Consider the following 12,477-nt stretch of genomic DNA (forward strand, 5'->3'; position numbering starts at 1 on the left):
TTGTCCCCGACTGGCCGGAATGCTACTTTGCGCCTAACCGTAAACTTTACTAACCTCTGGGAGAGGTCATGCCGAAGTTACGCACCCTCTTACTCCTCGCGGTCACCGTGCTCGCGAGCGGGACGGCGCTGGTCGTCCCGAGCGTCTCCGCGTCCGCCGCGGTGGCCTGCGCGACCCCGTGGAGCGCCTCGACCGTCTACACCGCCAACAACGTCGCCTCCCACAACGGCCACAACTGGCGCGCCAAGTGGTGGACGCAGGGCGAGACCCCCGGCACCACCGGCGAATGGGGCGTCTGGGCCGACAACGGCGCCTGCGACGGCGGCGGCGGTCCCGGAAACCCCGATCCTTCGGGCTTCGTGGTCACCGAGGCGCAGTTCAACCAGATGTTCCCCGGCCGGAACTCCTTCTACACCTACAGTGGACTCACCGCCGCGATCCAGGCGTTCCCGGCATTCGCCGGAACCGGTGGCGACACCATCAAGAAGCAGGAGGCCGCGGCCTTCCTGGCCAACGTCTCCCACGAGACCGGCGGCCTGGTGTACATCGTCGAGCAGAACCAGAACAACTACCCGCACTACTGCGACGCCGGCCAGCCCTACGGCTGCCCCGCCGGCCAGGCCGCCTACTACGGCCGCGGCCCGATCCAGCTGTCCTGGAACTTCAACTACAAGGCCGCCGGCGACGCCCTGGGCATCAACCTGCTGGCCGACCCCTGGCAGGTCGAGCGCAACGCGGCGACCTCCTGGAAGACCGCGCTGTGGTACTGGATGACCCAGAACGGGCCCGGCACCATGACCGCCCACAACGCGATGGTCAACTCGCGCGGCTTCGGCGAGACCATCCGCAGCATCAACGGCTCCCTCGAATGCAACGGCGGCAACCCCGGCCAGGTCGAGAGCCGCGTGAGCAAGTACCGCTCCTTCACCTCGCTCCTCGGCGTGGCCCCGGGCGCGAACCTGTACTGCTGACCGGCATCCCCCGATACCTCCGGGAGAACACCCCCGCGCTCGCCGCGGGGGTGTTCTCCGCCCGCCTGCTCGCCGGGCAGGACCTTTCGGGACTGATCGTCGTCGACGACGAGGACATGCCGTGCAAGGTGCTCCCCGGGACGCAGGTCCTGCGGATGGCCGTCCCGGCCTACCGCCAGGACGACCCGGTGCTCGCACGCGTCATCGACGCGCCGGAGGCCGATCTCTTCCCGCGCGAACTCGGCGCCCGGACCGTCGGGGACGGACTCGACCAGGCCGACCGTGAACTGCCCGTGGTCGACGGCGACGCCACGGCCCTGGAGATCGCCTCGGTCATGGCCGCGAGCTCCTCGCCGGTGGCCGCCGTCGCCGCGGAGGACCGGATGCTCGGCGCGATCACCCTCGACGCGCTGCTCGACCGGATGCTCGATCTGGGCTAGGGTCGCTGGCGGCGTCGGTCAGCCGACGTGGTGTGCCGGGAAGTCTGGTCGGCGGATCTTTCGCCGACCCTGAAATCCGGGTGCTCTCTCGTGGATCAGTTCGATGTGATCGCCGCCTGCGTCATCTTCTTCGGCGCCTACGTGCTCATCGCCACCGAGAAGGTCGACCGGGTCGCCGTCGCCCTCGGCGGCGCCGCGCTGGTGCTGATCCTGCGCATCACCGACGCGCACCATGTCTTCTTCGACGAGGCCACCGGCATCGAATGGAACGTCGTCTTCCTGCTGCTCGGGATGATGATCATCGTCGGCGTGCTCCGGCCGACCGGCGTCTTCGAGTATCTGGCCGTCTGGGCCGCCAAACGCGCCCGTGGCCGCCCGTTCCGGATCATGGCCCTGCTCATCGTCATCACCGCCGGAGCCTCCGCCCTGCTCGACAACGTCACCACCGTCCTGCTCGTCGTCCCCGTGACGCTGCTGATCTGCCGGCGACTGGCGACCGACCCCGTGCCCTTCCTGCTCGCCGAGGTCTTCGCCTCCAACATCGGTGGAACCGCGACCCTGATCGGCGACCCACCAAACGTCATCATCGCCGCCAAGGCAGGACTGACCTTCAACGACTTCCTCGTCCACCCGGCCCCCGTCGTGGTCGTGCTCGTCGCCGCCCTCATCGGCACGTGCCGGCTCCTGTTCGGGCGCCGGATGACCGTCGACGCCGAGAGGGCCGAGGCGATCATGCGCCTGTCGGAGAAGGAGGCGATCCGCGACAAGGCACTGCTCGTCAAGGCCGGGATCGTGCTCGCCGCCGTGCTGGCCGCGTTCGTGCTGCATCCGGTCCTGCACTACGAACCGTCCATCGTCGCCATGCTCGGCGCCGGGATCCTCGTCGCCATCGCGAAACTCGAACCCGCCGAGGCGATGCGCGACGTCGAATGGCACACCCTGGCCTTCTTCGCCGGGCTGTTCGTCATGATCGGCGGACTGGTCAACGTCGGCGTCATCGACGAGATCTCGACGGCGGCCGGCGAGGCCGTCGGCGACGACGTCCCCCTCGCCTCGGGCGTGCTCATCTGGGGTTCGGGACTGCTGTCGGCGATCATCGACAACATCCCCTACGTCGCCTCGATGAGCCCCATCGTCGCCGGTCTCGTGGCGGGCGACCCGGGCCGCGACGTGCTGTGGTGGTCGCTGACCCTCGGTGCCGATCTCGGCGGCAACGCCACGATCATCGGCGCCTCCGCCAACGTCGTCGTGGCGGGCATCGCCGCCCGCAACGGTCACCCCATAGGGTTCTGGCGCTTCGCCCGTGCGGGGGCGGTCGTGGCGGCGGTGACGCTGGTGATCTCACACGCGTACGTGTGGGCGCGATACCTCGCCTGACGGCCGCCACGGGCCCGGTCGGCCAACGGCATCCCATCCGGCCAGTCAATCCACTGTGGACGGTTCTCGCCCTTCGGTCCCAAAACAGCTGATGGACCAGGCATTTCCCTCTTCTGTCCGCACTTCGGCGCCTTCGTCCGACGAATTCACTGAATGAGCCCATGCGTCCATCCATTGACATACATCGAACGGTGGACGAGCTTCGGATGACATCGGCCCCGGGATCCCTACCCGGGGCACCGACGGAAGGAGAGCGTCCATATGCGACGCCTTATCGGCGCCGGGGCGGCCACCGTGCTCGCCACGGCGCTTTTGACCGCCGGGGCCATGTCCTACGCGGACGAACCCGGCGATCCCGGCGCGACCGACCCCCTCGGCATCGCCACCGCGGCCGCCGACGCCCTGGTCGCCCAGCGCGGTGACGAACTCAAACTCACCGCCGAGGACACCGTCGCCCAGACGGGCGTCACCCGCGCCCTCGGCCTCAACTACGTGTCCTACAGCCGAAGCCACGCCGGCATCCCCGTCGTCGGCGGCGACTTCGTCGTGATCACCGACGACACCGGCAAGATCCTGTACACCCAGGTGTCACAGGGCGAGGCCATCGACGTCACGACCACCCCCGAGGTCAGCGCGGCCAAGGCCGCCAAGACCGTCACCTCCCTCGTGGACGCTCCACAGGGGACCCCGCAACTCGTCGTGCTCGCCTGGACCGACCCGGCACTGGCCTGGGAGAGCATCGTCGAGACCACCGAGGACGGCGCGCCCTCGCTGACGCACGTCTTCGTGGACGCCCTGACCGGTAGGGAGATCACCCGCTACGACGAGATCCTCGCGGGCACCGGCAAGACCTACTACAACGGCCAGGGCACCGACGTCACCGTCGGCACCACGTCCGACGGCGGCGGCTTCACCATGGCCGACCCGGAGCGTTCGGGCGTCAGCTGCGCCGAGGAGGGCGGCTCGCCGCTCACCGACGACGACGACGCCTGGGGCGACGGCACCGGCACCGACCTGGTCACGGCCTGCGTCGACGCCATGTACGCCGCCGCCACCGAGTGGGACATGCTCAAGGCCTGGCTCGACCGCGACGGCTTCACCGGCGACGGTGAGGGCTTCCCGATGTACGTGGGCATGGACGACGTCAACGCCTACTGGGACGGCAGCTCGACCACCTTCGGCCACTCCCAGGACGGCGAGCGTCAGCTCACCCCGATCGACATCGTGGCGCACGAGATCGGCCACGGCATCTTCCAGTACTCGCCCGGCGGCTCCGGCGGCGGCAACGAGACCGGCGGCATCAACGAGGGCACCGGCGACATCTTCGGCGCCCTCACCGAGTGGTACTCCGCCCAGGCCAACGATGAGGCGCACGACCCGGGCGACTACACCGTCGGCGAGGAGGGCGGCCTGCTGAACCCCGGCGAGCCGATCCGCTACATGTACGACCCCTCGCAGGCCGGCGACCCGAACTGCTGGACCGAGGAGATCCCGGGCACCGAGGTGCACGCCGCCGCGGGCCCGATCAACCACTGGTTCTACCTGCTGGCCGAGGGCACCGCGGCCGCGGGCGACGGCAAGCCGGGCAGCACCACCTGTAACGACAGCACGCTGACCGGGATCGGCATCGAGAAGGCCGGTCAGGTCTGGATGGGCGCGCTCAACGGCAAGACCTCCGGCTGGACCTACACCGACGCGCGGACGGCGGCCCTGAACTTCGCCGCCACCTCCCCGCTGTTCGCCACCTGCGCCGAGTACGACGCCACCAAGGCGGCGTTCGACGCGGTGACGGTGCCGGCCGAGTCGGATCCGGCCTGCGGCAAGTAGAAGACCGCACTCGTACGACCGACCGGGATCGCGTCCGTGAGCGCGGTCCCGGTCGCACGCGTTCGGGGCCGGCGGGTCCGGCGCTCGCGGCCCGCACGCGCTAGAAGTTGCTCAGCACCGACACGAACACCTTGTCGATCGTCGACGGGTCGCGCGCGTCGTAGGCGGTCGCGCGCGAGGTCTCGCTGATCTTGTCGAGGGTGGTGAAGTCGGCCTGCTCACCGAAGGCGATGGAGAAGACGCGCACCGAGCGCTCCAGGTTCGCCGCGTCGACCTCGGTGAGGAGCCGGCCGAGGTCGTTGTCGGCGGAGTACTCGTTCTTGCCGTCGGTCAGGATGACCACGGCGGTGATCTTCTCCGGGTCGGTGTGCTCCACCATGTATTCGTGCGCCGCCCGCACGGTCGTGTACAGCGCCGTGCCGCCGTCGGCGTTGAGCCCGTTGATGACCTCCGCGGCGTCGTCGGTGGAGTCGCCGACCTCTCGCAGCGGGCGCAGCTCGTGGTAGGGCAGCCTCGTGCCCAGCGCGGCCTCGTCGGAGAACTCCCACAGCGCCAGTTCGTCTTGCGGATGGAGCCGCCCGAGAGCGCTCACCGCCGCCTGTTTGGCCGCCTCCAGGCGGCTGAGCCCGCCAACGGCGGGGTCGTTCATCGAACCCGAGACGTCCATGACCAGAAGGATCCGGGCCCGCTTCCGCAGGCGGTCCCAGCTGTCCAGGATCTGCGTGAGCACGTGCGGCTTCGGCGGCTCGATGACCGCGAGGGTGCGGTTGTCGGGTGCGCCGATCGAGCCGGCCACGGCGTCCGTGAGGACGTTGGTGTTGCTGCGGAAGCCGAGATCCTGGAAGCGCTTCTGCTGCTCGCCTTCGCTGATGAACGCGAGGAAGTCGGCGGCGGCCGCGCGCTGGTCCTCCGAGGCGTTCGGCAAAACGACGTAGGGGTGGTCCATGACCAGGGTGCCGTCGCTCGGGTACAGCGTGACGAGCCGCTCCGACGGCGCGCCGGATCCGATGAGCGCGGGATCTCCGTTCGGGCTGCCCTGGTTGTACAGGTGCACGAGCTGCTCCTGCATCGCGATGGCGCTGACGTAGGAGCCGGCCTTGCCTTCGGCGTCGGCGGCGTAGAGGTTCTTGATGTAGCCGACCCCGTCGTCGGAGTAGTGCAGAACGCTCTTCTCGACGCCGTGCACGAACTCCTCGACCTCCGGGGATCCGAGGCGGTCGGGGGTCAGCTCGGTGGTGATGCCGGTCGCGGCGTAGAAGGTCGCGATCGTGGCGGCCATGCCCGAGGTGGACAGGTGCGGGTTGTCCTTGCCGAAGGTGAAGCGGCCCCACTCGGGGTGGCCGCGGGCGGCCCAGCCCTCCTCGCTCGTGGCGAGTTCGAAGATGTCGCGCCAGCCGACCTCGGCGCTCGGCCAGCCGAGTGCGGTCGCCCGGCTTTCGAGCATCGCGATGACCAGGGGGCTGTTGGCGACCGAGGGGTAGGAGTCGCCGGGCGGGAGGATGGTGGCGGTGTCCGCTCTTTCCGTCATGACGCTGAGCCACAGCGAGGAGGTCGGCAGCCACACCTGCGGGACGGGCGCGCCGTCGCGCTGTTCGTCCCAGCCGGTCGACAGGGCCTCCATGGCCGCGCCCGAGGTCGTCTTGTGGACGGCGATCTCGGCGCAGCGGCCCGCGGTGAACTCGCGGCCGGACTTCCCGTAGGCCTCGGCCAGCTCGGTGATCAGGCCGCTCTTCTCCGTGGAGGAGTTGATCTCGACGGCGACGCAGTCGCCGGCCGGTCCCGTGGAGCAGGCGTTGACGCCGACGACGAACAGTAGTAACGCCACCGTGGCGATGGCCACGCCGAAGAGGACCCTGCGCAGGGTCGGCCGACCCCGCCCGATGTTGCGGACGCCTGCGAGCATGCCGCCCCCGTTCTCGCTCATCCGTCGACTGTAGACGGAGCCGCCGGGGAACGGTCCCGGTTGGGCTCACAGTAACGGGTCGGGTCACCCGTCCCGGGTCTCGAAGCGGCGCGGGCTGCTATCCGGTGAGGAGGTTGATCGCGATGCCGACCGGCACCGAGGCCAGTACGCCGAGTCCGAAGAACATCCACTGTGTCCGGAGGGCCGTCCGCTCGCGCGCGGCGAGCTCCGCGCGGAATCGCTCCCAGGCGCGGACGGTCACGTCCTGCTCGGTCTTGAGGGAGCCGATGTGCTCCTCGGCGAGTCCGTGGATCCGCTCGCGCGCCTTCTTGGCGGTGGCCGGATCGTTTTCGACGTCGGCGATCAGTGCCGCGGCCTTCCTGGCCACGGCGTCGACCGAGGAGGCGGCCAGCCCGGCGAGGCCGGGCGGCTCCGGTGGTGGCGGCCGGTGCGAGGTGAGCAGGAGGACGTAGACAACCGCGCCCACGAGGATGGTGCCCACGACCGCGGAGGCGGCGAGCGCGCTGCCGGAGAGCCGCACGACCCCCAGCCGCTCCACGACGACGAAACCGAGGCCGAGCGAGAGGAAGAAGGCGGTCCCGGTCGTGAGGATGCCGGGCGGAACCGTGCGGCCGGTGGGCCGGGGCGGGCGGGCGCTCATCGCCACATTGAACCCGCGTCGCGCTCCCCGCACCACTCTCGTGGTGCCCACCATGCCGACGGCCCCGGAACGCGGTCGGGTCGATTTCCTCGGTATGACGGCCGATCGGCGGCACCTCGATCCCCCGAACACCGCGTCGTCCTCACGCGAGGTCTTCCCTCGCAAGATCACGCGTGGCAGGGTTGTCGATCATCCCCTCCACGCACCGAGGTTCCGACATGTCCTCACCCGTCACCCGCCGCGCGGCCATCACCGCCGGCCTCGCCGCCGCCGGTGCCCTCGCCGTTCCGGCCGCCGCCTCCGCGAGTCCCGCCCGCCGCGAAGGCACCCTGACCACCGCCGCCGCTCCCTCGCCCGTCCTCGGCGAGGACATCGCCTACATCGCCTACCTGCCGTACGGCTACCGGCGTGGCCGAAACCGTTACCCGGTCGTCTACCTCCTCCACGGCCGCGGTGACGACATGACCGGCTGGTCGCGGATGAAGCCCGTCCTCGACGAGCTGATCGCCGAACACCGCATCCCGCCGGTCATCGCCGTCATGCCCGACGCGCAGTACAGCGAGGCCGGTGGCTACTACGTCGACTCCGCCTTCACCGGCACGCCCGCCGGGCGGCCCGTCGAGACCGCCTTCACCACCGACCTCATCGCCCACGTCGACGGCACCTACCGCACCCGCACCGACCGCGCCTCACGTCTCGTCGGCGGGTACTCCATGGGAGGCGCGGGAGCACTGCGTTACGTCCTGGCACACCAGGACCTTTTCGCCGCGGCCCTCGTGCTCAGCCCCGCCGTGTACACGCCGACTCCGCCCGCGGACTCCTCCGTGCGCGAGTTCGGCGCCTTCGGTGACGGCGAGACGCGCTTCGCCGAGGAGGTCTACCTGGCCAAGAACTACCCGGCGCTGCTGGCCACAGTGGACACCGCCCTGCCGGTGCACACCTATGTGGCCGTCGGCGACGACGAATGGGCCAACCCCGATCCGGCCGACTTCCGCCACGACCTCGACTTCGAGGCGGCGGTCGTGCACAACCACCTCAAGCGCACGCCCGGCGTGAGCACCGAGTTCCGGGTCCTCGGCGGCGGACACGACTGGGACGTCTGGGAACCCGCCTTCGCCGACGGTCTCCCGCATCTGTTCACGGCCCTCGGCGAGGCCTGACCCACCGCGCGACGTTCCACGCCTTCGGTCCGAGACGAGCGAAAGGGCCTCCCATCGCGGGGAGGCCCTTTCGCGGCAAGCCGCACCGGTCGGCCGTCCACGTCGGTTAGCCTGAGGGCGAATTCCCCCACCGATCTTTAGGAAACGGCATGGCCAACCGGCGGTTTCGCGCCCTCCTCCCCAAACGCGGGACCGGGTCCTCGGCCGAGCATGAACGCGCCCCTGAGCACACCATGGATCCGCGCGGCCACCAGCCGGTCTCGGTGGAGGAGAGCGTCGTCCAGGCCGCCGTGTACCGCGACGGCCGCCGCACCGACACCCCCGCCACCCTCGCCGAGGCCCTGCGCAGCCTCCCCGAGGACGACTCGATGGCCTGGATCGGGCTCTACCGGCCCGACGAGGCCCAGATCCTGGCCGCCGCCGAACAGTTCGGGCTACACGAACTGGCCGTCGAGGACGCGATCGTCGCCCACCAGCGCCCGAAGCTGGAACGCTACGGCGACACCCTCTTCATGGTCCTGCGCGCCGCCCGCTACATCGACGAGACCGAAGAGGTCGACTTCGGCGAACTGCACGTGTTCGTCGGCCGCAACTTCGTGCTCACCGTGCGGCACAGCGAGTCCCCGGACCTGGCCGTGGTCCGCAAACGCATGGAGGACGAGCCGGAGCTTCTGCGCCTGGGCACCGAGGCGGTCCTGTACGGGATCCTCGACGCCGTCGTCGACGGCTACGCCCCGGTCGTCGCCGGGCTCCAGAACGACATCGACGAGATCGAGACCGAGGTCTTCCAGGGCGACCCGGCGGTGTCCCGGCGCATCTACGAACTGTCCCGCGAGGTCATCGAGTTCCAGCGCGCGACCCGCCCGCTCATCTCCATCCTCAACGGGCTCGCGGCCGGTTTCGCCCGCGACGGCGTCGACGGTGAGCTCCAGCGGCACCTGCGCGACGTCGCCGACCACGCCACGACCGTCGTGGAGCGCGTCAACTCCTTCCGGCAGGTCCTCGCCGACATCCTCTCGCTCAACGCGACCCTCGTCGCCCAGCAGCAGAACACCGAGATGAAGGCGCTGACCGAGGCCAGCTACGCCCAGAACGAGGAGATCAAGAAGGTCTCGGCCTGGGCGGCGATCCTCTTCGCGCCGACGCTGATCGGGACCGTCTACGGCATGAACTTCGACTTCATGCCCGAGACGCACTGGCTTCTCGGCTACCCCTTCGCGCTGGTGCTCATGGTCGCCACCTGCGTCAGCCTGTACCTGGTGTTCAAGCGGCGCGGCTGGCTTTAGGCGGTGCGCTGCTCTCGCGTACGACCAGCTCGGTCGCCAGCTCCATGCGCGGGCTCTCCAGGCGCTCACCGGCCGCGAGCCGCAGGATCGTGCGGGCGGCGAGCACGCCCATCTCGCTGAGGGGCTGGCGGACGGTGGTCAGCGGCGGTGAGGCCCAGCGCGTCTCCGGGAGGTCGTCGAAGCCGACGACGCTGACGTCGTCGGGGATGCGCAGACCCGCCTGACGGACCGCCTCAAAGGCGCCGAAGGCCATCTGGTCGCTGGACACGAAGATCGCCGTGGGCGGGTCGGGGAGGGCCAGCAGCCGGCGCGCGCCGTCGAAGCCGGACTGGTGGTAGAAGTCGCCGTCATGGATCAGCTCGGGGTCGACGGCGATGCCCGCGGCCTCCAGGCCGGCGCGGTAGCCGTCGAGGCGCGCGCGGGCGCAGAGCATGGCCCGCGGGCCGGTGATGACGGCGACGCGCCGGTGCCCGAGCGACAGCAGGTGCTCGGTGGCCGACAGTCCGCCGGCCCAGTTGGTGGCGCCGATCGTGGGGGTGTCGGCGCTCGACCCCCCGACCGGGTCGACGACCACCGTCGGCACTTCGAGGCGCCGCAGCTCTTCGCGCTGCGGACCGTCCAGTTTGGACGTCACCAGGATCACGCCGTCGGAGGCCCGGGCGCGCAGGTTCTGCAGCCAGCGGCGGGCCGAGGTCGTCTCGCGGTGGATCGCCGACACGACCGTCCCGACGCCGGCGGCGTGGGCGGCGTCCTCGACGCCGCGGATGATCTCCACCGCCCACGGTGAGTCGAGATCGTTGAACACCAGGTCGATCAGGCGCGCGCGGTCCCTGGGCCGGGAGTTGCGGCGCCGGTAGCCGCGCAGAGCGAGGATGTCCTCCACACGGCGCCTGGTGTCGGCCGCGACATCGTCGCGGCCGTTGATCACGCGCGACACGGTCGGCACCGACACACCGGCCTCGGCGGCGATCGCGCTGATCGTCACCCGTCGTCCCACGGCGTCCTCAACCACGAAGCGGTTCCTTCCCGGTGCCCGAAAATCTCAGCCTAGGTCACTTGCCGCCGACCCCGGCGAGCCCGGCGACCAGCCAGCGGCGCGCGAAAAGGTACAGCACGAACACCGGCAGCGCCGACAGCAGCACGCCCATCATCATCCCCGGCAGGTTGATCCCGAACTCCTGCCGGAAGGACTGGAGGCCGAGGGTGAGGACCTTCTTCTCCGGGCTGTGCAGGAAGATCAGCGGGAAGATGAAGCTGTTCCACGCGCCGAGCCCGACGAAGACGCTGACCGTGGTGATGCTCCCGCGCGACAGCGGCAGCACCAGGCTCACCAGCATCCGCAGCGCGCCCGCGCCGTCGACGGTCATCGCGTCGTAGAGCTCACCGGAGATGTCGCGCAGCGAACCCGAGAGGATCAGCACGACGAGCGGCAGGTTGAATGCCACCGTCGGCAGGATCACCGCCGCGAGGGTGTCGTTGAGACCCATGCGGGTGATGATCAGGTACACCGGGATGATCACCGCCTGCGCCGGGATCGCCAGTCCCAGCAGGAAGACCCGGAACGACGCGCTCGCCAGGAGACTGCGCGAGCGGACCACCGCGTAGGCCGCCGGGATCGCCAGCAGGAGCGTCAGCGCGATGCCCGCCCCGGTCACGATCAGCGTGTTGCGCATGTACCGGCCGAAGCCCATGTCCATGACGGCGGCGAAGTTTTCGAAGGTGATCGAACTCGGCGGCGCCAGTGGCCCGTGGTCGAGGAGGTCCTGCTGGCTCTGCAGACTCCAGGAGATCATCGACAGGATCGGTACGGCGATGACGATCAGCCAGACGGCCGTCAGCGCGCCCGCGAGCCAGTTCGGGCGCCCGCGTGCCCCGGTGCTCACAATCCCTCCAAGGTGGACCGCATCTTCGCGAAGCCCGAGAAACGCACGATGAGCAGTGACAGGGTCGTGCCGACGACGACCAGGAGCGTCGCGATCGTGGCGGCGTAACCGAACTCGTAGCCTTCGAAACCGGCCCGGTACATCAGGAACGGCAGCACGTGGGTGGCGATCCCCGGGCCGCCGTTGGTGAGCAGCAGGATCGTCTCGAAGAAGGTCAGCGAACCGACGATCATCAGCGTCGAGGAGGTGACCACGGTGTTGCGCAGTTGCGGGAGGGTGATCCGCCGGAACGCCTGCCAGCGCCCGGCGCCGTCGATGGTGGCCGCGTCGTAGAGGACGGCGGGGATGTTGCGTGCGGCGGCCTGGTAGATCAGCGTGTGGAAGGGCACGAACTGCCAGCCGACGACGAACACGATCGCGGCGAGGGCGCCTCCGCGCGTCCCGATGATGTTGCCGTCCTCGAAGCCGATGAGCGGCCCGAGGTCGGCGGCCAGCCCGAAGTTCGGGTCGAGGAAGCGGTGGAACATCAGCGCGATCGCCGCGCTGGACAGCAGCAGCGGCAGGAAGAAGACCGCCGACAGCACCGCGCGGTTGCGTTGCCGTCCGGCCGCCCAGACCCCGAGGAGGAGCGACAGCGGCGTCTGGGTGGCCCAGGACAGGACGGTCAGGAACAGCGTCGTGCGGGTGGCGGCCAGGACCTTCTCGTCGGAGAACAGCCGCGACCAGTTCTCCATGCCCGCCGCCTCGGGATCCCCGATCCCGGTCCAGGTGGTGAAGGACAGCGCGACGACCAGGACCAGCGGCAGAAGCGCGAAGAACCCGAAGAACAGTGCCGCGGGCAGGATGTAGAGGAAGTTCGGGCGCGGGGTCGCGGCGGCCCGGCGCGAACCGCGCCGGACCGCCGCCACCTTCTCGAAGGCGGTGCTCACGAACGCTCCCGGTGGACACGGCGTCCTGTTCCCACGCCGG

11 protein-coding genes are annotated in these 12,477 nt (G+C 69.9%); 6 read left to right on the forward strand and 5 right to left on the reverse strand.

The window, feature by feature from the left end; all coding sequences use genetic code 11:
- The first annotated feature begins 68 nt into the window (after nucleotides 1–68).
- The 4 genes from HNR73_RS23495 (at nucleotide 69) to HNR73_RS23510 (ending at nucleotide 4,615) form a co-directional block, all read left to right on the forward strand.
- Nucleotides 69–971: a glycoside hydrolase family 19 protein gene (locus HNR73_RS23495; protein ID WP_184789756.1), complete on the forward strand. Its 903-nt coding sequence runs from the start codon at nucleotides 69–71 to the stop codon at nucleotides 969–971.
- Between the two features lie 50 nt (nucleotides 972–1,021).
- Nucleotides 1,022–1,411 (forward strand): CBS domain-containing protein, encoded by a 390-nt coding sequence (locus HNR73_RS23500; RefSeq protein ID WP_239122207.1) that lies wholly within the window; start codon nucleotides 1,022–1,024, stop codon nucleotides 1,409–1,411.
- Between the two features lie 90 nt (nucleotides 1,412–1,501).
- Nucleotides 1,502–2,788, forward strand: a complete 1,287-nt coding sequence (locus HNR73_RS23505; RefSeq protein ID WP_239122206.1) for an ArsB/NhaD family transporter — start codon at nucleotides 1,502–1,504, stop codon at nucleotides 2,786–2,788.
- Between the two features lie 261 nt (nucleotides 2,789–3,049).
- Nucleotides 3,050–4,615, forward strand: coding sequence for a M4 family metallopeptidase (locus tag HNR73_RS23510; RefSeq protein WP_184789757.1), 1,566 nt, complete (start codon nucleotides 3,050–3,052; stop codon nucleotides 4,613–4,615).
- 100 nt (nucleotides 4,616–4,715) lie between these two features.
- Here HNR73_RS23510 and HNR73_RS23515 read toward each other — a convergent pair whose 3' ends face one another.
- Both HNR73_RS23515 and HNR73_RS23520 read right to left on the reverse strand, forming a co-directional pair.
- The gene (locus tag HNR73_RS23515) at nucleotides 4,716–6,539 is read right to left on the reverse strand and encodes a substrate-binding domain-containing protein (protein WP_184789758.1); all 1,824 of its coding nucleotides are present in this window, start codon (nucleotides 6,537–6,539) and stop codon (nucleotides 4,716–4,718) included.
- 97 nt (nucleotides 6,540–6,636) lie between these two features.
- Complete coding sequence (locus tag HNR73_RS23520; RefSeq protein ID WP_184789759.1) at nucleotides 6,637–7,179, reverse strand: hypothetical protein; 543 nt, start codon at nucleotides 7,177–7,179, stop codon at nucleotides 6,637–6,639.
- A 218-nt stretch (nucleotides 7,180–7,397) separates the two neighbouring features.
- On the opposite strand from HNR73_RS23520, the gene HNR73_RS23525 reads away from it, so the two are divergent.
- Nucleotides 7,398–8,339, forward strand: coding sequence for an alpha/beta hydrolase (locus HNR73_RS23525; RefSeq protein WP_184789760.1), 942 nt, complete (start codon nucleotides 7,398–7,400; stop codon nucleotides 8,337–8,339).
- 149 nt (nucleotides 8,340–8,488) lie between these two features.
- A complete protein-coding gene (locus HNR73_RS23530; RefSeq protein ID WP_184789761.1) occupies nucleotides 8,489–9,625 on the forward strand; it encodes a magnesium and cobalt transport protein CorA in 1,137 nt (378 codons plus the stop codon).
- On the opposite strand, the gene HNR73_RS23535 is transcribed toward HNR73_RS23530, so the two are convergent.
- From HNR73_RS23535 to HNR73_RS23545, 3 genes are read right to left on the reverse strand one after another with little or no spacing between them, the layout of a single operon-like run.
- A complete protein-coding gene (locus HNR73_RS23535) occupies nucleotides 9,603–10,637 on the reverse strand; it encodes a LacI family DNA-binding transcriptional regulator (RefSeq protein ID WP_184789762.1) in 1,035 nt (344 codons plus the stop codon). The genes HNR73_RS23530 and HNR73_RS23535 overlap by 23 nt on opposite strands.
- Nucleotides 10,638–10,677: 40 nt before the next feature.
- Complete coding sequence (locus HNR73_RS23540; protein ID WP_239122205.1) at nucleotides 10,678–11,508, reverse strand: carbohydrate ABC transporter permease; 831 nt, start codon at nucleotides 11,506–11,508, stop codon at nucleotides 10,678–10,680.
- On the reverse strand, nucleotides 11,505–12,437 hold the full coding sequence (locus HNR73_RS23545) for a carbohydrate ABC transporter permease (protein ID WP_184789763.1): 933 nt from the start codon (nucleotides 12,435–12,437) through the stop codon (nucleotides 11,505–11,507). Before HNR73_RS23545 ends, HNR73_RS23540 begins: the two co-directional genes overlap by 4 nt.
- Nucleotides 12,438–12,477 lie beyond the last annotated feature (40 nt).

The sequence above is a fragment of the Phytomonospora endophytica genome (assembly GCF_014202425.1).
Taxonomy (GTDB): Bacteria; Actinomycetota; Actinomycetes; order Mycobacteriales; family Micromonosporaceae; genus Phytomonospora; species Phytomonospora endophytica.